The 20,657-nt window shown below is 49.7% G+C and carries 15 protein-coding genes and 1 pseudogene; 2 read left to right on the forward strand and 14 right to left on the reverse strand.

Going from position 1 to position 20,657, the window contains the following annotated elements; translation table 11 throughout:
* Positions 1-42: 42 nt before the first annotated feature.
* On the reverse strand, positions 43-1,128 hold the full coding sequence (locus G477_RS0101645) for an AI-2E family transporter (protein ID WP_026696450.1): 1,086 nt from the start codon (positions 1,126-1,128) through the stop codon (positions 43-45).
* Between the two features lie 463 nt (positions 1,129-1,591).
* Positions 1,592-2,530, reverse strand: a complete 939-nt coding sequence (locus G477_RS0101650; protein ID WP_026696451.1) for a ribose-phosphate diphosphokinase — start codon at positions 2,528-2,530, stop codon at positions 1,592-1,594.
* A gap of 170 nt (positions 2,531-2,700) precedes the next feature.
* Between G477_RS0101650 and pssA the strand changes: the two genes are divergently transcribed.
* Positions 2,701-3,411, forward strand: coding sequence for a CDP-diacylglycerol--serine O-phosphatidyltransferase (gene pssA, locus G477_RS0101655; protein WP_026696452.1), 711 nt, complete (start codon positions 2,701-2,703; stop codon positions 3,409-3,411).
* Positions 3,412-3,601: 190 nt separating this feature from the next.
* Here pssA and G477_RS18420 read toward each other — a convergent pair whose 3' ends face one another.
* The 11 genes from G477_RS18420 to G477_RS0101720 form a co-directional block, all read right to left on the reverse strand.
* Positions 3,602-4,105: a TraR/DksA C4-type zinc finger protein gene (locus G477_RS18420; protein WP_051287597.1), complete on the reverse strand. Its 504-nt coding sequence runs from the start codon at positions 4,103-4,105 to the stop codon at positions 3,602-3,604.
* A gap of 85 nt (positions 4,106-4,190) precedes the next feature.
* Entirely contained in the window at positions 4,191-4,904 is a 714-nt protein-coding gene (locus G477_RS0101665; RefSeq protein WP_170203807.1) for an HAD family hydrolase, read from the reverse strand.
* 462 nt (positions 4,905-5,366) lie between these two features.
* Positions 5,367-6,458 carry a dual-specificity RNA methyltransferase RlmN gene (gene rlmN / locus G477_RS0101675; RefSeq protein WP_026696455.1) on the reverse strand — a complete coding sequence of 364 codons (1,092 nt, stop codon included), beginning with the start codon at positions 6,456-6,458 and terminating at the stop codon, positions 5,367-5,369.
* Between the two features lie 134 nt (positions 6,459-6,592).
* A complete protein-coding gene (locus G477_RS18425) occupies positions 6,593-7,540 on the reverse strand; it encodes a S1 family peptidase (RefSeq protein ID WP_051287598.1) in 948 nt (315 codons plus the stop codon).
* A 16-nt stretch (positions 7,541-7,556) separates the two neighbouring features.
* A complete protein-coding gene (locus tag G477_RS0101685) occupies positions 7,557-9,047 on the reverse strand; it encodes a phytoene desaturase family protein (protein WP_026696456.1) in 1,491 nt (496 codons plus the stop codon).
* A 400-nt stretch (positions 9,048-9,447) separates the two neighbouring features.
* Positions 9,448-9,624, reverse strand: a complete 177-nt coding sequence (locus G477_RS0101695; RefSeq protein WP_156897253.1) for a hypothetical protein — start codon at positions 9,622-9,624, stop codon at positions 9,448-9,450.
* Between the two features lie 550 nt (positions 9,625-10,174).
* Positions 10,175-11,446 (reverse strand): 2-oxoglutarate dehydrogenase complex dihydrolipoyllysine-residue succinyltransferase, encoded by a 1,272-nt coding sequence (gene odhB / locus G477_RS0101700; RefSeq protein ID WP_026696459.1) that lies wholly within the window; start codon positions 11,444-11,446, stop codon positions 10,175-10,177.
* Entirely contained in the window at positions 11,446-14,295 is a 2,850-nt protein-coding gene (locus G477_RS0101705) for a 2-oxoglutarate dehydrogenase E1 component (protein WP_026696460.1), read from the reverse strand. Before G477_RS0101705 ends, odhB begins: the two co-directional genes overlap by 1 nt.
* A 159-nt stretch (positions 14,296-14,454) precedes the next feature.
* The gene (locus tag G477_RS0101710; RefSeq protein ID WP_026696461.1) at positions 14,455-15,630 is read right to left on the reverse strand and encodes an aminotransferase A; all 1,176 of its coding nucleotides are present in this window, start codon (positions 15,628-15,630) and stop codon (positions 14,455-14,457) included.
* A gap of 33 nt (positions 15,631-15,663) precedes the next feature.
* Positions 15,664-16,182, reverse strand: coding sequence for a hypothetical protein (locus G477_RS0101715; RefSeq protein ID WP_026696462.1), 519 nt, complete (start codon positions 16,180-16,182; stop codon positions 15,664-15,666).
* Positions 16,183-16,196: 14 nt separating this feature from the next.
* Positions 16,197-17,387, reverse strand: coding sequence for an alpha/beta hydrolase (locus tag G477_RS0101720; protein ID WP_035210842.1), 1,191 nt, complete (start codon positions 17,385-17,387; stop codon positions 16,197-16,199).
* 164 nt (positions 17,388-17,551) lie between these two features.
* Here G477_RS0101720 and G477_RS0101725 point away from each other — a divergent pair, with 164 nt between their 5' ends.
* Complete coding sequence (locus G477_RS0101725) at positions 17,552-19,240, forward strand: ABC-ATPase domain-containing protein (protein WP_026696464.1); 1,689 nt, start codon at positions 17,552-17,554, stop codon at positions 19,238-19,240.
* Positions 19,241-19,400: 160 nt separating this feature from the next.
* Here G477_RS0101725 and msrA read toward each other — a convergent pair.
* Positions 19,401-20,356 (reverse strand): annotated as a pseudogene (msrA, locus tag G477_RS21435) (peptide-methionine (S)-S-oxide reductase MsrA).
* Positions 20,357-20,657: the final 301 nt, after the last annotated feature.

The raw sequence follows: 20,657 nt of genomic DNA on the forward strand, positions 1-20,657 counted from the left end.
GCTGAAAGAACGCCTCCATTTTCTTTAGAGGCGCCCCGTCGATCAGCTGTTTAACTGCGGGTATTTCAGCTTCAGCAGGCGGTACACATTTTGAACAATTACTTTGGACACCGCATAGGTTGGTATCGCAAGGATAAGTCCAATCAAACCTGCCAGATTACCGGCAATCAACAGAAGAAGAATAATGGTGAGCGGGTGCACGTTCAATTTGTGGCCCATCACGTTCGGTGATATCAGATTACTTTCAATCTGCTGGATAATAACAATCGCGATAATGACCCATACTGCCGTTAACGGCGCGTCGAAAAGAGCGACAAAAACGGCTGGAATCGTTCCGATGAATGGTCCAATAAATGGAATCAGGTTTGTAAACATGGCAATCAGCGCGAGTACGAGAGAATAATCCAGTCCAATAATCAAGTAGGCGATATAGGAAAGAATCCCGATACAAAAGCTGACGATCGCCTGACCCTGAATATAAGCACTGAGGGTGCTGTCCATATCACTCATGATACGCCCCCCTTCCTCCTGCTGATCCTGAGGGAAAAAGCGGAGGATGCTGTTGGGAAGTTTATGCGCATCTTTGAGAAGAAAGAATAATACGAACGGCAGCACGACGATCACCATGACGATACTGACGACCATCCCGAAGAAACTGGCGATATTCCCTCCGGACTGAGCAAGGATATCTGTCAGGTAGTCTGTAATGACCTGAGGATCAAAATCCTCCATAACCGGTTCGTTCTGCAGCCTTTCCACCCATGGATGCTGCATGAGATTCGTAATCCAGCTTTCTATATCGGATGCAAAGTCTGGAAAGCTGTTCACAAAGTTTTGTCCCTGCCGTACTAAAATCGGTCCAACAAACATCACGAGCGCTGCGACAATACCGAGAAACGTCAAAAAGATCAACAGAATCGACAGAACTGTCGGCATGTACTTCTGCAGCAGATGGACGAGCGGCCGTAGGATATAATAGAGGACGCCGCCCACGATGATTACCGGAGCGAGACTGGAAAAAGCAACTCCGATCGGATGGAACACAAAGGGTACTTCGACGGAGAGGTTGATAATAACGAGAATTAGCACAATACTATATAAGAATAAAAACCATCTTGATTTCGGCATCGTATGCATCTCCCTTCTAACGGACTAGTTCCCTCGGTCAGGCATTTTCAAAAGTAAATACAATAAGATTTTTCCATTTTTGCGTAACAACCGTCGATAAGAGCGATCAGAGACAGGTGATGTCCCATAAAAATTCCGACCGTGGAACAAAAGGCAGCACATGACAAGGGCGCGGTTATCAAGGATCGAACACGTGCCTGGAGCTTCATCTGGAGAGGAAGCCGCCTTTTTGCTCCATAGACGTCTGCCATCACGTTTCATGTCGATACGGAAAAAACCGCAGCATCATGATGTACTGCGGTTTTAAACCGTTGGCTTGATCAAGCTGCGTGCTGCTTTATACGAACCTGCTGACCCGCGGGCGTCCGAAAGCTGCTTTCCACCCTTGTGACAGGATAGTAATGCCGGAAGGTCGGTGCCGCATGGCTCCTTTGAGATGAGCAGGATGCAGCTGATCCGGCCGTTAGAAAAGGGTGCTGACCGATTCGTTTTCCTGCACGCGCCGGATGCCTTCCGCAAGCAGAGGCGCTACTGGCAGCACCGTGATCCGCTCATCTTTTTTCTGTGGCGGAAGATGCACGGTATCAGTAATGATGACTTCCTTCAGGTTTGATTCCCGGATCCGTGAAACTGCCGGTTCCGATAATACGCCGTGAGTGGCGCAGGCATACACTTCTGATGCTCCAAGTTCCATCAGCGCATGAGCCCCGGACGTGATTGTTCTGGCAGTGTCTATCATGTCATCAATAATGATGGCCGCCCTGCCCTCTATGTCCCCAATAATGTTGATACCCTGCACAGCGTCCGCTGAATGTTTCCGCTGTTTATCAATAAACGCAATAGGAGCATCCAGCTGATCGGCTAGCTTTCTGGCCCGCGATGTCCCTGCGTTTTCAGGTGCTACGACGACAACGTCCTGCAGCTTCTTCTGCTTAAAGTAATCAGCAATCAGCTGGTTGGCTCGCAGCTCATCAACCGGTATGTTGAAAAATCCCTGTACTTGGGCAGCATGGAGATCGATGCTTAAAATCCGTGTCGCGCCCGCAGATTCCAGTAAATTCGCGATCAGCTTCGCCGTAATCGGCTCTCTTGATCTGGCTTTACGATCCTGTCTTGAATAGCCGTAGTAAGGAATCACAATGTTGATGCTTGATGCAGAAGCTCGTTTTAACGCGTCAATCATGATCAGCAGTTCCATCAAATATTCATTTCCCGGTTCAGAAGTAGACTGAATCAGGTATGTATCATACCCTCGTACCGTTTCTTCAATTCGGATCTGCACTTCTCCATCCGAAAAACGGGTAATCGAGGAATCGCCGATTTCCATATCCAGCTCACCGGCTATGGATTCAGCAAGCGCTCTATTGGAGTTTAATGTAAAAATCTTCGTGTCTTTCAGCATGCGGATACCTCCATCATCATGTGTCAATCGCTTCTTCTATCCTACCACAGCCGAAGCATTTTGTCGGTTTTTTTCCTGTTGTGAATCGCATTATTCTTCTGCAGAACTTCCCTTCATCTTATCGCTTAAGGTATAATATAACAACAGTGGTGCGCAGAGGAGGCAGAACGTTGTTTATTAAACATATACCCAACGCTATCACCCTGAGCAACCTGCTTTTCGGTTTTTTATCTATTGGAGCCGTTTACACAGGCGATTACCAGAATGCTGCTATTTTCATTCTTATTGGTATGATGCTCGATAGCATGGACGGATGGACCGCAAGAAAACTCGGTGTAGAAACAACATTTGGAAAAGAGCTTGACTCACTGGCGGATATCGTCACGTTCGGTGTAGCACCTGCCATGCTGATATTCGGAACGACTTTTGCCGATCTCGGCTACATGGGCATGCTTATCGCTGGAACGTTTCCTATATTCGGTGCGATTCGTCTCGCTCGTTTCAATATAGACGAAGATTCAGGAGCGAAGCGCTTTTTTACAGGCGTTCCGATCACGGCGGCAGGCGGAATTATCGCCTTGATGACCCTTTTTAATTACGCAGTGCCTCAAGCGGTACTCTCTTCGATCTATATGCTATTATGTATCTTAATGGTAAGCCGCATACCGGTGCCGAGTTTGAAAGACGTCCCGGTACCGAAGTACACCATCATCATTACAGCACTGTTAATTTCACTAATGATTGTTACGAGGTACAATGCCATGATCGAATATTCGAATATGATTATTGTCGCCACCGTCCTGTACCTGCTTTTTATGATTCTGTTTGCTGTCATGAAAAAGAAACGATTAAGAAAAGAGGAGATCAGCAGTCAACGCTGATCTCCTCTTTTTTCGTCGCCGATCTCCAGCTGCATCTCTACATCAGATCAAAGCAGGATGCTCCAGGAACAAGGGTGTATCAACAAGAAAATAAAGATTGGCGGGCAAAAGTATAGGGAGTCTCTGCTGCAGAGGCAGTGAGATTGTTCTTCTCGTCCTCCAGCGGTCCACGGAAGATCCACGCCGGTATTTAAGAACTGTACGGATCTTCCTCGTCTTCCTCTGTCCAATTTTCCAGATCTGCATCGGAACTGCCATGTTCTTCTGTCTGCTCCCAGAATTCAGCCCTGAGGCTGTCCCGGGCTCCGTCATCCTCTATCGGACTGATTACATCCTCTTCCGGCGGACGCGTGTCAGCGATAGTATCCCCGCTGTTCTCCACGGTCGTCCGCGCGGTTGGAACGAGTTCCAGCCTCTCTACAGGAATCGCCTCTCCGCTCACTTCACAAATACCATAACTGCCGTCTTCCATGCGCTTAAGTGCTTCATCTATCTCATTGAGTTCTTCCTGCTGCCTGCGCGATAACGCCATCTCCGTATGCTCTTCTGCAAGTTCCGACCCTTGATCAGCCGGATGATTATCATACGATGACAATTCGTCATCCTGATAGCTGGAAGTAGATGAGGCCTGCTGAAGCTCCTCTTTTCTTTTTAATAGGATATCTTGAAAATAGTGCAGATGTTCCTGATCCATAATCATCCTCCTTTCACCTTATGTGCTTTATACACGTAAAAGGGAGGAATTAAACATCTGGTTATTAATCAGCAGCAGAAGAAGTTCAGGCAAAGATGCCTTCCCGCCTCTTTAATTTTTGATGAAGCTCTGCCAGCGTTCCACGGTCATCGGGTTCGAGCGCCCCTTCTCTTTCAATGACCCACCCTTCAACGAGGAATGTTTTCATTCCGGCACGGGCCGCGGCCAGATCTTCTACAGTGTCATTCCCGCACATAATGCAGTCTGAAGGATCCCATCCTCCTTTTGCAGCCAGCTCTTCATAATACTGCCGGTGGGGTTTAGTAAATGTACTGTTCTCATAGCTCGAAACGAGCGTTAACTGCTCGGGATTGATGCCCGCCCATTCAATCCGGTGCTGCACAGCCCGCTCTGGGAACAGAGGATTCGTGGCAATGACGATCTCATAGCCCATCTGATAGGCAGTATCCACCAGTCTGCCTGCTTCTTCGTCTTTCTCTGTCCAGACATGAAACTGTCCGAAATCATGCTCATAAAAATGAGCCAGAGCGGGTTCAATCTCTTCTCTTTTCACCCCAGCTTCCGGAAGAAACGTTTCCATAAACACGGTCTCGTTCGTTGTTGACGGATCCGTACTTTTCATCATCGCTTCTGTCCCTTTCCAGAGGGCTTTCGTAAACGTCTGCGGATCTACGAGAGAGGCCGTTTTCGGCGCGAGCTCCTGTACATACTGCTTTACGAATTTGTCCGTATCCATCGGCAGCAGTGTGCCGTCCAGATCAAAAAATAATGCTTTCACTGCTTTCACCTCCATTTGTTTTATCCCAGATAGTGCTGCTGCTCTAAACGGGAAGAACGGCTTGCATATTGATGCACCTGTCAGCCGGAGGACTTGCGAGTTCCTCCGTTTTCGTTAAAAGAAATGATATAAGCAGTTCCTCTGACCAAAAACGCCGAGCGCCTTTTGGTCGGAACGGCGTGTACCGCAAGCTTTTTGAGGGAAGAAAAAGGTTCTGTTTCTTCCCGTGCAGCACATGGAGCCGCCGTCACCTTGTATGAAAACGTATATTTTCTTATACTTAAAAAAATGCCCGCCGGATTTTTTTCCGGCGGGATCATCGTCATACGGTGCGGGAAGCAGCTTCGGTGATGACACGTGTTCCATCGACGTGAGCAGCCGAACATGCGGCTGCAGATACACCATCCCTTATCAGTTGAAAAACAGCGGGACAGTCCAACAGGACATCACGTCCACTCACTGTTATTCTCCTGCCCGGGCTTTTGATTTCTTCGCTTCTTTATCCTTCTGCATCTGCTTACTCCGGAGCTGACCGCAGGCTGCATCAATGTCGGAGCCCTGTTCATGCCGGACGCCGCACTGAATGCCCTGCTTCATCAGTGTATCAAAGAACGTGAGGATGTTGCTCTTCCTGCTCTGTTCGTAGTTAATATATTCATCTACCGGATTGTAAGGAATGAGATTCACATAGGAGAGCTTCTTCTTATCTTTGATTAATTCAGCCAGTTCCAATGCCGTTGCTTTATCATCATTCACCCCGTCAAGGAGAATGTATTCAAACGTAATCCGGCGGTTCGTTTTTTCAAGGTAATAATCAACGGCATCCATCAGCTTCTCAATAGGCTGCGCCTTGTTGATTTTCATGATCTGCGTTCGAAGCTCATTATTCGGTGCGTGAAGGGAAACAGCCAGATTCACCTGAATGTTCTCATCAGCAAAGTCGTAAATCCGCTTCACGATACCACTCGTCGACACGGTGATGTGACGCGCGCCGATAGCGAGGCCGGAATCGTTATTGACGACCCGCAGAAACGACATCAGATTATCGTAATTATCAAATGGTTCCCCGATGCCCATGACGACAATGTGGCTCACGCGTTGTTCCTTCTGTTCGAGATCCATTGCCTTTTGAACATTCATAATCTGCTCCACAATTTCGCCCGAGGAAAGGTCACGGTCTTTTGAAAGCAGACCGCTGGCACAGAAGCTGCATCCGATGTTACAGCCGACCTGTGTCGTCACACAGACAGAGGAGCCGTAGTCGAAGCGCATCAGTACAGTTTCGATAAGGTTGCCGTCCTCCAGACGAAACAGGAATTTCATCGTGCCGTCCGAAGAGACCTGCTTAGAATGAACTTCCAGCGTCTGCATCGTAAAAGCACCCTTTATTTCCTCAATCAGTTCTTTTTTTATATTGGACATTTCATCAAAGGAATCGACACGCTTTTTATATAACCAGTCCCACACCTGCTTCGCACGGAACGCTTTATGTCCACGCTCCGTAAACCACGCTTCCAGTGCAGGCATGGTGTACCCGTAAATGGATTCTTTCATTCCTATCCCTCTTTCCAGTATTTCTTATTCCCGTCTCTTAAAACCATCAGCCATTATCTCAATAATCCTGCGAAATTGCAAGGGGTGATTCGTGCAGGTTGCTGGAATCGAGTCACACTCACGGGGTACAAACGCTACTCGGTCTCTGTAGTAAAGTCAATCGTATCCATCTCGTCTACAATCCAGTTCATATCGATTGCCAGTCCAGCCCGCATAGACTCACCAGCATGCTCAATGTTCGATGTCGCATACACCACGGCAATGACCTCTCCATCCCCGGTAATAACCGGACTTCCACTGGATCCCCGGTAGATCGGCGCGTCCAGAGCGGTGACCGGTTCTTCTTTACTCGACATCGGCACTTGGCCGAGCAGTTCTCCTTCGTTTGGAATAAAATTAAAGAAGCCAGGGTTGCCGATAACGTAAACTTCCTGCCTCTCTTCCCAGTCTCCATCCAGTGGAAGTTCGGGGTGATCCCAGTCTTCCTGTGCATGGGTATCCAGGATGGCAATGTCGAGGTCTTCACGTTCTTCGACTACTTCCACCTGATAGGCATCGCCATTTTCAAAATGCACCGTGACGTCCACCCCATCACGAATCACGTGTTCGTTTGTCATGATCATCCCGTCATCGAATACGAAGCCCGTGCCCTTGGAATCATCTGCACGCACAACAACAACCGAGTCCTTATACCCTTGAACCTCCTCATTGCCCCGTAACTCTGCAGCATTCGATAAGAATGCTGCAGCTGGAAAATTAAACAGCTGCGGCCAGACAGAAAATACGTTGACCAGCAGAGCGGCAGTAAGCACGAAAGCGATCGTCACTTTGAGAAATCGTTTCGATTTTCGTTTTGGTACGGACTCCTGTACTTCGTCCGGGGGATTAAAAAATTCCTCCCGGGTCATGTACCTTTCGCCGTCAAAATAAAGTGGTTCTTTCGGTTTTTCTTCTGATCCGCCGAACTCGTCCTCTTCATCGTCCTCCGGCACGATATCATCCTCTATAAACTCATCATCCCAGAAGTCATCATCTCCTGGAGGAAACTCTTCTTTATCTTTTCGGGAATATCTATCCGTCAATCGTGTCACCTCAATTTTAAAGGATCCGCCGCCCTGTTATCGTCCGAGCAGCATGCACACCGGAACTTGCGGCGGCAATAGAGCCGGCTCCTGGGAATACATTATCCCCGGCAATATATAAATCGGGAAACGGCGTGCGGTGGGATGCTGCATTCCAAAGAGCCTGATCCGGGGTCTGCGGAAATCCACCGACACCTCCGGACGCGCGCTGGGTAAAACGTTCCCACGCCCTGGGACCACCTTGTTCCAGCTTCTCCACCGCATCGATAAATCCCGGCCACCGCTCATTCAATCGATTCGTCACATTTTTACGAAGAGCAGCCATCCTGCTGTCATACGCTTCCTGTGACTCGTTCCATCGTTGAATATGAATGTGGGTCGACACAGTCATGGTCCGATACCCTTCCGGAGCCCGCAGGGTATCTCCTCGTGCTGACAGTGAAACAAAAAAATGATTATCCTCCACTGGCGGAGCTTCCGGATCGATGAGAAACTGCTGAAACAGAGGCTCATGATCGGGAACGATATCTTTAAACGCCGCGTAGAGAACCCCAGCTCCCCACTGCCTTTCCGGATCAATTTCTTTTTTCCAGCGGGCTGCTGCAGCTGGCTGCATTTCCGCCGGAAGCAGATCATATACATTTTTAATCGGCATGTTCACAACCACCTGCTCCGCCTCATAGACATTTCCGCGGTGATCCACTGCTTCCCATCCTCCATCGGGGACAGGTTCCAGGCGGGTGATTTTTCGGGGCTTTTTCAAGGTGCCACCGTCTTCTTGAAAACGGATTGTCATTTCTTCGATTAATCGATAAAGACCGCCTTTTACATACCATATCCCCCTGTGATAAATATCCAGCGCTGTACAGGCGAGCAGCATGGAACAATCTTTGTAGCGTGTCTGCATGCTGTCGAGGAGCACACCATCGAGAAACTCGGTGAACCGTGATTCGTGCTGAAGATGATGTTTCTTCAGCAGTTTTTCCAGTGTGCTGGTCAAGTGCGGCAGCAGCAAAGGTGATTTTAAACCTGCCCCGCGCAGCACAGCTGCCGCCTCCAGCAAGTTCCCCGGAGGCAGGACAGGAAACGTCGTCATGTGTCTGCGCAAAATCGATGCAAACGCCCATACTTCTTCAAAAAAAGCTCGAATGGCACCGGCACGTTCCGGAAGATGCCGCTCCCATTCTCTTAAAAAAGCGTGCCGGTTCTGATAGTACGTAAATGTTCTTTCTCCAGCATGCACGAGCATGGCTGTCTCGAGCGGCTCTGCCTCTACGTGAATACCCAGATAGCGGTTGATTTTATCGTGAATTCCATCTCTCTCAAGGCCCATCATTACCGTAGCTCCAACAGGGAACCGATACGGTCCCCGCTGGAATTTGCCGGCGGAGCCACCCCACTCTGCAGCCGATTCCAGCAGGTGAACCTGCTTTCCGCTTCGCTGCAGCAGGGAAGCGGCGGTGATCCCTCCAAATCCGGATCCTACTACCAGTACTTCTGTTCTCATTTCTGACGTGAACCGGGCCTCAGCGCCGGCTGCACTCCCTCCTCTCCAGCTGACTGTATGCAGCAGTAGTATCGACTGTGTCTGTCTCCATTATGCTATTGAACGAAGCCGGATGCAAAAATACACGTCTGCCATAATGTATTCTGCACCGTGCTGCGTTAAAAGAGACTGGCTGGCAGGACGAATCCCATCCAGCAAATGCAGATGGGGTACCACCTCCTCGGGTCCGCCGTCACCTTCAAAACGGCGGAAAGGAAGCTCGTTTCCTTTAGCATCAAGGCAGAGGAGCGAAAATCACATCAGCAGGATATCTATGCTTCTCCCTGCGCTTACCGACGAAAGCCTGTGCTGGGATTGTATCTGTTTATTAATGTCCACGGTCATGAAGAAGGTAAGCGTGTCACAGAATCCGTTTAGCAAGAGGGCGGACTGCATGCTTCGCATGGCTCGTCTTCAACTCCTTTTTCCCCTGCATCGCCGGAGCCCATGACAGGTGCTTCTTCAGAGCATCTGATTCCATGAAGAGCAGGTTCGGCATGATTTCCATCACGTACTGGAGGGACGTATCAACCTTCACCGCCTTCGGTCCTCGCAATCCTCGACGAGAAGCTCGTTCTTCCTGATCATGAGAAAGGCTGCTCATGCATGATTCTTTCTACTTCGAAGCTGGTTCTACGTATAGAAAAAAGCGCACCAATTAACACGTACGTATTTTTTGACGTTTACTGCAAAAGGAAACAACATGCCGCAGAAAATTGGTTCTCATTCACATGTTGAACAGGCACAGGCATGATCAGACGCTTTTCCAATGGCAGCTATGAATCTCTTTGAAAAGAAAAAAACGAACCCTTTTCAGGAGTGAAGGGCGGCAATGCCAGATGAATCAAGTGCCGTCCGGAAATCCTCCTCTCCACGCAAGGATCATTGAGTGCATCGCCCCTCAGCAAGCGTCCGCCTGAACCAGAAAATACGGTTCATACAGAAGGCGGTGAACGTCTCTGCGTTCACCGCCTTCTGTCGTTATACGTGTATGTGCAGAAGTAAGGCTTCCGGCCGTCCATAAGGGACAGCCGGAAGCCTGGTATCAAGGACTCCGCGTCCCGGATTCTTCAACGTTACAATGTGAATCAGCCTTCCAGAAGGAGCTGTTCAGGATCTTCGATCAGCTCTTTCACTTTGACGAGAAACTGCACAGCGTCTTTCCCATCGATAATACGGTGGTCATAAGACAGAGCGATATACATCATTGGACGATTCTCAAATCGTTCATTATCAATGGCAACTGGACGCATCTGAATTTTGTGCATACCTAGAATACCCACCTGAGGTGTATTCAGGATCGGCATGGACCAAAGAGAACCGAATACCCCGCCGTTGGTAATGGTAAAGCTTCCTCCCTGCAGTTCATCAAGTTTCAGCTTCTTCTTCTGCGCTTTCTCCGCAAGTGTTCCAACTTCTTTTTCGATACCGGCAAAGTCGAGGCGGTCCGCGTTTCGGACAACCGGAACGACAAGACCGTCATCTGTCGATACAGCCATCCCGATGTCATAATACTGCTTCAGTACAACTTCGTCACCGTCAATTTCCGCATTGACGTACGGGTACTTTTTCAACGCACCGATGACGGCTTTCGTGAAGAACGACATAAAACCTAGTTTCACATCATTGTCTTCCTGGAACTTGTCCTTACGACGCTTTCGCAGTTCCATCAGATTGGTCATATCAACCTCGTTAAAGGTTGTGAGCATTGCAGCTGTCTGCTGTGCTTCTACAAGACGCTTCGCTATCGTCTGACGTCGGCGGGACATTCTTTCACGGATAACCGGCTTCTCGGGATCCGCTGCAGGCGCCTGCTCCTCTTTCTTTGGAGCGCTGGAGGCTCCTTTAGAACCGTGCTCATCGATATCTTCTTTACGTACGCGTCCAAGAGGATCTCTAGGAGAGATTTCTTCGAGTTTGATTCCTTTTTCTCGTGCATATTTCCGTGCGGCTGGAGAAGCCACAACTCGTTCTTCACCGCTGCCGGCGGAAGTTTCGCTACTGCTGCTCTCTGAAGAGGCCGGCTGCTGCTTCTCTTTCGGTGCTTCTTGTTTCTCTTCTTTCTTCTCTTCCTTCTTCGGCGCCTCGTCTCCGGATCCGCTGCTGTCAGCAGTTCCTTCAGATGCTTCGGTATCAATCACAGCAATGACGTCTCCGACATGCACTGTGTCTCCTTCTTCCGCTTTTGTTTCTTTCAGCACGCCGGCTTCTTCTGCGGAGATTTCCACGTTCACTTTATCTGTCTCAAGCTCGACGATATCTTCCCCTTTTTCCACATAGTCACCCGGCTTTTTCAGCCATTCGGCGACGGTTCCTTCCGTTACGGATTCTGCAAGTTCTGGTACCTGTACTTCTAGCATTAGTCATTGCTCCCTTCGGCATCTCGGTTCAGTGCTTGTTCAATGATTCGATTCTGCTCCATTTTGTGCACTTTAGGATCTCCCTCGGCCGTACTCGATCGGCGGCGGCGTCCAATAAACTCTACCGGCACATCTCCACTGGTGAGGCTCTGCAGATGAGGGTAAATGTAGTGCCACGCCCCCATGTTCTGAGGCTCTTCCTGAACCCATACGATCTCCTCCAGGTTGGTATAGTCCTGGATCACGTCTTTTATTTGTTTCCTTGGGAATGGATACAGTTCCTCCACTTTGAGAATCTGCAGCCATTCCGGCGTCTTCCCACTCTCTTCCAGTGCTTCCTCGAGATCTACAGCCACTTTCCCGGAAGCGAAGACAACCCGCTTCACTTTCTTCGGCTTCGAAGCCAGATCAGGATGAGGAATGACCGGACGGAATTCGCCTTCTGCAAACTCTTCCAGATCCGAAGCTACATTGGTGTTTCGCAGCAGGCTTTTTGGTGCCATCAGCACCAATGGACGAATCACATCTTCTTTCAGCATTTTTGCCTGCCGGCGGAGCAGATGGAAATATTGACTGGCCCGGGTCAAATTCGCTACGTGCCAGTTGTTTTCAGCGGCCAGCGTCAAAAAGCGCTCCATTCTGCCGCTAGAATGTTCCGGTCCCTGACCTTCATACCCGTGAGGGAGAAGCAGAACGAGCCCTGACTTTTGTCCCCACTTCGCTCTTCCTGAAGAGATGAACTGGTCGAAAATGACCTGCGCTCCATTGGAAAAATCTCCGTACTGAGCTTCCCACAGGGTGAGCGTTTCAGGTGACTGCACATTATACCCATATTCAAAACCGACACAGGCCGCTTCCGATAACGGACTGTTATGAACCGTGAAAGATGCTTTCGCATCGGACAATCCGTGCAGAGGCGAGTAAGACTGCTTTTGATCATAGTCATGGAGTACGAGATGACGCTGAGAGAAGGTCCCCCGCTCAGAGTCCTGTCCCGTTAACCGAATCGGTGTTCCTTCCGAGATGATGGTACCGAATGCCAGCGTCTCTGCATGGCCCCAATCGATGCCTCCACCTTCATCAAACGCATCAATGCGCCGGCTGAGAATTTTCTTCAGCTTCGGAAAGACGGTGAAGCCTTCAGGATATTCCTGCAGTTCATTATTAATACGACGGAGAGTATCTTTGTCGACTTTCGTCTCGACGCCTTCCAGACGGTCTTCAACATACTCCGGCGGATTCATTTCTCCGTCGATATTCTCCCGTTTGTTGCCTTTAATATTTTCGAAATAGCCTTCGAGTTCTTTCAGCAGTTCGCCGCGCATGCTGTCGAAATCCTCCTGCTTAAGAAGCCCTTCATTTATCAGCTTTTCTCCATAAATATTAAAAACAGTCGGATGCTCCTGCACTTTTTTATACAGCTGAGGCTGGGTAGCCAGTGGTTCATCCATTTCGTTATGCCCATAGCGGCGGTAACCAATCAGATCAATCACAATATCTTTACTGAATTCTTTACGGTAGAGATAGGCCAGGTGCATGGCAGCGAGACAAGCTTCGACATCGTCCGCATTGACGTGAATGACCGGTACATTGAACCCTTTTGCGAGGTCACTAGCGTACGTCGTTGAACGGGAATCATCACTTACCGTGGTGAATCCGATAAGGTTGTTTGCAATAACATGCAAAGTTCCCCCGGTAGCATATCCTTCCAGGCGGCTGAGGTTTAATGTCTCAGCGACGATTCCCTGTCCAGGGAAAGCGGCATCCCCATGAATGAGTATCGGCATCGACTTGCTCATGTCCTGCTTTGGTTTGCCACGCTCTGAACGGTCGTCCTGCGCGGCACGCGCAAGTCCTTCCACAACCGGATCCACAAATTCCAGGTGACTCGGGTTATTGGCGAGCGTAATCGTCGTATCTTTCGAGGAATTGTTAATTTCCCGGTCCGCTCCAAGGTGATACTTCACATCCCCGGTCCAGCCGTAGTTAATTCCTACAGACCCTTCTGAAGGAACAAGGTCTTTGTTCGGAGCATCGTGAAATTCCGAAAAAATGAGTTCGTAAGGTTTTCCGAGTACGTGGGCAAGCACGTTCAATCGTCCCCGGTGCGCCATGCCGATCATCACTTTTTCTGCGCCGTCTTCCACAGCTTCCGTCACTGCTTCATCCAGCATCGGCACCATCGTATCGAGTCCCTCAATAGAAAAACGCTTCTGACCCTTGAACGTTTTATGTATGAAATGTTCAAAGCCTTCTACGTGATTCAGACGCTCGAGCAGCTGGTGGCGGATGTCTTTTGTCAACGCCGGAAGATAATCACCGGATTCGACTTTTTCAAACAGCCAGGAGCGCTCCTGCGTATTGTTCACATGTTTGAATTCAAATGCGAGTTTGTTCGTATACGTGTCGTATAGGTGCTCAATCGCTTCCAGACCGTTATTAAAGGAATCATGATTATATGGTGAAAGGAGTTCCGGGGGGACCTGCTTAAGATTTTCTGCAGTCAGGTCAAAATCGCTGTAGTGAAACATTTCCGGCGGTTCTTTCATGCGGATTGGGAATACATCCGCCATCAAATGGCCGTTTCTGCGGATAGACTCCGCCAGTCTCATTGCGTTGACAGCTGTGAAATAGTCACCTCTGCTGCCTGCAGCACCGGAAGATGGTGCCGTCTGATCAGCCGAAACAGGTTCTCTGTAAGCTCCCCATCGATCGAAAAAGGCAGCCAGATCCTCTTCAACTGCACCCGGATCCTGCTGATAAACATCGTACATTTCCAGCATATAGCCGAGATTGGGACCATAAAATTGTGTCCATCCCTCATTCAAATTAATTGACTCACTACCCATGTTCTGCTACCTCCAGTGAATTGTGAATACGTAGTATGTTCCCGTGCAATCCTAAAGCGTTTACACACTTATTCTATCATCATCTACCAGTTTCCTCAAAGGTTAGTTTGCTGAGGCGCCGCATTTTTCTTACATTTTTTCAGCGGCATAACCGCTGTTTTATCCGCTGCGTTGAGGAACACATCGGGACCAGAATCGACGGAAACGTTCGATTGCTTCTTCCAGCTCTCTCATGCTGTACGCATAAGACAGACGGACGCCGCCTTCGCCAAAGTTTGAAAACGCGGTGCCGGGTACTACGGCCAGTTCTTCTTGATCGAGCAGCTGCACAGCGAAGGCTTCGGAACTGAGTCCGCTGCTGCTGATATCCGGGAAGACGTAAAAAGCCCCCTCCGGCTCTACAACCGGCACACCGATGTCACGAAGAGAGTCAACCACAAATCTGCGGCGCTGTGCGTATTCTTTCCTCATCGCCTCCGGATCTCCGCTTCCCTTCGTCAGCGCTTCCAGCGCAGCAGCCTGAGAGACGGAAGATGCACAGCTGACATTATACTGATGTACTTTAATCATGTGTGATGCAATCCATGCTGGAGCGAAGAGAAATCCAATCCTCCACCCTGTCATGGAGTGCGATTTGCTCAGTCCGTTTATGACAATCGTTTTTTCCTTCATTTCCGGCAGCGAAGCAATGGATTCATGGGTACCATCATAGCGCAGTTCACTGTAAATTTCATCACAGATGACAAAGAGTTCTTTTTCTTTCAGTATACGGTGCAGCGCCTCCATCTCCTCCCGTTTCATCACTCTGCCGGTAGGATTAGACGGATAAGGGAGCATCACAGCTTTCGTTTTATCGGTGATCAGTTCGTTCAAATGATCCGGCGTCAGCATAAACGAAGTGGCACGGGTATCAGCGTACACGACTTCTGCGCCGCACTGCCGCACGAGCGGTTCATAGGCCGGATATACCGGAGCGGGAATAATGACTTCATCACCCGGCTCCAGGATCGTCCGCATCGTCACATCCAATGCCTGCGAAGCGCCCACCGTGACGATGACTTCTGTATCAGAAGCGTAGTGAAGATCATATTTTTCAGCCAGCCAGGCTGCTGCCGCCGACCGCAGCTCCATCGTCCCTGCGTTGGCAGTATAAGTTGTTTTATTTTGGTCCACTGCGGACTTTGCCGCCTGTTTAATATGTTCCGGGGTCGGAAAATCCGGCTGTCCGAGTGTCAGCTGCACAGCATCCGGATATGCCTGAACCTGGTTGAAAAATTGCCGTATACCGGAAATCTGAAGCCTCCGCACTTCAGAATTGATTTGTTCTTCCCTCATTCTGACACTTCCTTCGTTAATTATGTATCTTTGCTACGTCCACTGCTGGAACGAAGCGTAAAAGTAAAACGCATAGAGCAGCAGGGCAGGCGGAAAAACGTACCAGAACGCGCTGAATTTTTTCTGCTCGGTCTGCACGCCTGCAGCATGCCGGACCGGTCTGACGGATAACAGAATCAGCGCTCCGCCATAGAGCACGAGCTGCAGCACATCAGGCGAAAACTGAAATGCCGTGCCACCCTCAGGAGCAATTCCGAGCGTGTCGAGCAGAATACCTGCAAGAACGGAAACGGTTTTGGCCAGAAGCAGGTAGCAGAACGACGCCATCGCAAGCCACCAGCCGAGAGGCTTCAGCAGCAGCAGCAGAATCCCGGCCGGGATAAACAAGAGAAACACAGCATCGCCGATCAAGACGGGAAGCAGTCCTTCCCGCAGACCAAATACAGCTGCAATATAAAAGTAGTAAATAAAATAAATAACAGCGAAAAGCAGGAGAGCCGCACCGGCAGCGCGGATCCCCCACTCCAGTTTGTCCTTATAACTCTGTTCCATCCATCACCAACACCTTATTCTGAACTGATAGCGTCCGCGCCGGATCTTCCGATAAGATAGGCGGCGATCGCGAAAGCTTCCGTCTGTTCCCGGGCACGCTCGATTCCTTGAGGCGTCTCCCTGACTGTCAACTCATACTCTTCATGGAATACGAGCTGATTCTCCTGCGATTGATTTAAAAAGGCTGAAGCTTCGCTCATCCCATTCCGGCCACTCTGCATCACTTCATAAAAGGATACAAATCCGTGCATGACACCCTGGTACCGGGATGTTTTAACAGGCACACCGGCTTCGTGCAGACGTTCCGCGTACTGCTCCCCCTCATCCCGAAGAGGATCAAATTCCGCGGTTACGATCAGTGCCGGCGGGAGATCTTCCAGGTTCTCGGCCTGCAGCGGAGAGGTGTAGGGATGGGACCACATCCACTCTTCCGGTGTATAGGCATCTCTGGCACGGTACATGACGGAGCGTGACAGCAGATAATAGCCGGAATCATAAATATCCCTCGAAGCCAGCGGGATGTCCTGGAATGTCGTAAGTGGATACAGGAGCACCTGCGCTTCCAGATCCGGACCGTTCCTGTCCCTCGCCATCGCTGCCGTGACCGTCGCCAGATTTCCTCCGGCACTGTCCCCCATTACAGAAATTCTATCCGTATCCCCATTGAACGTATCGGCTTCTCTGTCTGCCCACTGCAGGGCAGAATAGCTGTCTTCTGCCGCCGCCGGGAAAACATGATCCGGTGCCAATCTGTATGCCGGAGCAATAACGATACTGTCTGTTTCCGTTGCAATAGAGCGGATCAGGTCATCGTGGGTATCAATGCTGCCGAACCCTTCAAGAAAAGCGCCGCCATGGTAATACATGACAATGGGAAAAGGTCCCTCTCCACGCGGTCGGTACATACGGGCATCCACGCGGCCGCCGCCCTGTACAGGGATTTGAATATCTTCCTTCAGCATCGAAGGAGCTCCTCCGCTGGAACTGCCTCCGGACACAATTCTCGGTGGTGTAATATCAATATCAAGGTCGACAAGATTATTATTGATCGCGTGCAGGACAACCGCTGTTTTAGCTGGAAGACGTCCTTCTTCTGTAGACTGCCAGAAAAAAACAGCTGTTGCAACCGTAATAATCAGTAACCCTGTCGTCAGTGCACACGCAAGAAACACATTTCTGACCGCTGCTTTCAGCCATCTGCCCATAATGAGAGCCTCCTGAACAAAAAGTGGTTTTATCTGATCCACCCCCGGGGTAAAGCCCCGTTGAGCAGAAATTACGTTATTTTCTGATTACTATTATACATCATTTCTGCTTCGTGCGAAGACATAGAAGTCTCATTTCTAAAAAATTGTGGGAGGATTGTGTAATGACCTCAAATGTAAAACAACTCAACAGTCAGCTGCGCAGCATGGATAATAAATCCTACCGCGCATTAAAATCGATACAGGGCACGTATGAGGAAGCTTCCGGCCGGAAGCTTCATATAGATTATGTACAGGGAGATCCGTTCGCAGCGCCAAGCAGAATTCGTGTATCGTTCCCGCTGTCGTCCACTCCGGTTGAAAGTAACCATTTTGACACGACTGCCAGACGAACGGCAGTAAAGCACTATTTGACGTCATCCTTCGAGAAGACCCGCCGAAAACAACAGACATCGGTCGGAGGTACCGGAAAGAGCGGAATGGTCATGATCGATACGCCGGGACCGGAGATGCTGGACAGAAGTTCCGTTTATATAGATCAGGATCGTGTCGAATTCCGAATTTCATGCGGAATTCCTGCTAAAGGACGAAAAATTCTTGGCAAACAGGCTGCCCAGCTGCTTACCGAACTCATTCCTGAAACGGCCGAACAGACGCTTCGGGAACTGGACATGCACGGACTGCAGCGGATTATAAAGCTCGCGGATGACCAAGTACTGCTCCGCCAGAAAATGAAGGAAAATAATCTCGTCGCTTTTGCTGCCGACGGGGCACTCCTTCCGAGGGAGAGCGGGGCCAGCTCCAAGCCGATGAAAGGCAGCGTCATCCCGTTTCAAAGTCCGGAAGCCTTTCGGTTCACCTTTTCCCTGTCTGATGGAAGCAGCATTTCCGGAATGGGTATCGAAAAAGGAGTCACATTGATTGTCGGAGGCGGCTATCACGGCAAAAGTACGCTCCTGCAGGCGTTCGAACATGGTGTTTATAATCACGAACCAGGAGACGGCAGAGAATATGTCCTGGCAGACGCGTCAGCGGTCAAGATACGGGCAGAGGACGGGCGCTCGATCCGGAATGTGAACATATCGCCTTTCATTAATGAACTCCCTATGGGAAAGAAGACCGAAACGTTCACTTCTGCCGATGCGAGCGGAAGTACTTCACAAGCCGCAAATATTGTAGAAGCGATGGAAGCCGGCGCCTCGACCTTGTTTATTGACGAAGACACCAGCGCCACGAATTTTATGATACGGGATGCGCGGATGCAGAAGCTCGTCAGCCGGGATAAAGAGCCGATCACCCCGTTCATAGACCGCGTACGCCAGTTATTTGATGAAAAAGGGATTTCCACGATTCTCGTGCTCGGTGGATCGGGGGATTATTTCGACGTTGCCGACAGGGTGATTATGATGGATGAGTACATTCCTTACGATGTGACCGAGAGAGCCGCCCAGCTGACGGACGAATTCAGGACGATTCGAAGCATGGAAGGAGAAGCTGCATTTCCCGGGAGCCTGGAACGTCCCTTCCATGCAGATGTCATTAATAAGAAACTGGACCAGAAAGGAAAAATTCAGGCAAGAGGTCTGCATCAAATATCGATTGGAAAAACACCGCTCCCGCTCCACGATGTGGAGCAGCTCGTTTCTTCGAGTCAGACCGAAACGATTGCTGCTGTCTTGAAGTGGGCCGGAAAGCAGTCGCCCCGTCCGCTGACACAGCTGTTGGACGACTGCATGAACCTGATAGAAAAAGACGGCATTGACGCTGTTTCTCCTTTCCAGGGTCATCCAGGCAGCCTTGCTATGCCGAGACGGTATGAAATCGCAGCAGCACTGAATCGAATAAGATCCTGACGGGTCCTCCGCAGCAGGAGCATCCCGACAGCGAAAAGCCGCGCCGGAGGAAATGTCCGGCGCGGCTTTGTCTACGGATGTAAAGCCCATCTTAAAGCGCGCCTTCTGCCAGGAACAGCCGCCGGACCTTCGATTGTCAACCTATATTGGCAGCGTGCCGTTATGCTTTGTTCTTTACTTGTTCTATATAACTGCCGTACCCTGCTTCCGACATTTCTTCCAGCGGAATAAAGCGCAGCGAAGCTGAATTGATGCAGTAACGCAGTCCACCCGGGGGAGGTCCATCAGGAAATACATGCCCCAGATGCGAATCGGCTTCTGCGCTGCGCACTTCCGTTCTTACCATGAAATGCGTGGTGTCTGTGTGCTCGGTGACAGCTTTTTCGGATACTGGTTTCGTAAAAGACGGCCATCCACAGTTGGATTCAAATTTATCAGAAGATGCAAATAAAGGCTCTCCTGATACAATATCTACATAGAGGCCGTCCTCAAAGAAATCCCAAAGCGGGTTTTGAAAAGGCGGTTCTGTTGCGTCCTGCTGGGTTACCTTATACTGAACGTCATTCAAATGATCTTTGCTGTAGCTCGTCATGACTGATTCTCCTTCCAGTATTTATTAATAAAGCCGGCTCGGCCGCTTCCGTGGTAATACATTTTATAATGCATCGGATTTTTGAGGTGATAGCGCTGATGATAATCTTCAGCCGGGTAAAACGTTTCTGCAGGCAGAATTTTTGTCACGATCGGCTGCTGGAACGGACCGTTCTCATTGAGTTCTTTTTTCGACTTTTCAGCGGCTTCCTTCTGTTCTTCGTCTGCGACAAAAATGGCTGTCGTATAGGATCCCCCCCGGTCGTGAAATTGTCCACCCGGGTCTGTCGGATCAATCTGCTGCCAGAACAGCTGAAGCAGATAGTGATAACTTATGAGTTCCGGATCATATGTGATTTCAACAGCTTCCACGTGTCCCGTTGTCTCGGAGCATACCTCTTCATACGTCGGATTCTCCGTTTTACCACCGGTATATCCCGATACCACAGAGTGAATGCCGGGGGTCTCTTCGAACGGACGGACCATGCACCAGAAACAGCCCCCTGCGAATACAGCCTTTTTCATAAATCAGCATTCCTCCTTCAGTTTGTACCTGTAGTTTATCATTGAAGAAGGAGATCCAGAAAACAAAACGATTATATTGAATTTTCCGACTATTGCTGGTATGGTAGTAAAAAGGAGGCGGTACAATGAGATCCACCTGCCCTGAGTGCAATTCTCATTTATACTCTCACCGTTGGCAGACCATCAGCACAGAACGGGACGGCAGCGGGACCTTATACATTTACCGCGCTGTCCGGTGCAGCAGTTCGACCTGTTCTTTTCATGAGACAGCGCTGGAGAAAGAACAGCGCTGGGAATCGCA

The sequence above is a fragment of the Alkalicoccus chagannorensis DSM 18086 genome (assembly GCF_000429725.1).
In the GTDB taxonomy this organism is placed as follows: Bacteria; Bacillota; Bacilli; order Bacillales; family Salisediminibacteriaceae; genus Alkalicoccus; species Alkalicoccus chagannorensis.

Excerpts from the sequence above, each read along its gene's own strand:
- G477_RS0101645 (WP_026696450.1), bottom strand. The coding sequence starts at position 1,128 with ATGCCGAAATCAAGATGGTTTTTATTCTTATATAGTATTGTGCTAATT.
- G477_RS0101650 (WP_026696451.1), bottom strand. The coding sequence starts at position 2,530 with ATGCTGAAAGACACGAAGATTTTTACATTAAACTCCAATAGAGCGCTT.
- G477_RS18420 (WP_051287597.1), bottom strand. The coding sequence starts at position 4,105 with ATGGATCAGGAACATCTGCACTATTTTCAAGATATCCTATTAAAAAGA.
- rlmN (WP_026696455.1), bottom strand. The coding sequence starts at position 6,458 with ATGAAAGAATCCATTTACGGGTACACCATGCCTGCACTGGAAGCGTGG.
- G477_RS0101685 (WP_026696456.1), bottom strand. The coding sequence starts at position 9,047 with ATGAGAACAGAAGTACTGGTAGTAGGATCCGGATTTGGAGGGATCACC.
- odhB (WP_026696459.1), bottom strand. The coding sequence starts at position 11,446 with ATGCTAGAAGTACAGGTACCAGAACTTGCAGAATCCGTAACGGAAGGA.
- G477_RS0101705 (WP_026696460.1), bottom strand. The coding sequence starts at position 14,295 with ATGGGTAGTGAGTCAATTAATTTGAATGAGGGATGGACACAATTTTAT.
- G477_RS0101710 (WP_026696461.1), bottom strand. The coding sequence starts at position 15,630 with ATGAGGGAAGAACAAATCAATTCTGAAGTGCGGAGGCTTCAGATTTCC.
- G477_RS0101715 (WP_026696462.1), bottom strand. The coding sequence starts at position 16,182 with ATGGAACAGAGTTATAAGGACAAACTGGAGTGGGGGATCCGCGCTGCC.
- G477_RS0101720 (WP_035210842.1), bottom strand. The coding sequence starts at position 17,387 with ATGGGCAGATGGCTGAAAGCAGCGGTCAGAAATGTGTTTCTTGCGTGT.
- G477_RS0101725 (WP_026696464.1), top strand. The coding sequence starts at position 17,552 with ATGACCTCAAATGTAAAACAACTCAACAGTCAGCTGCGCAGCATGGAT.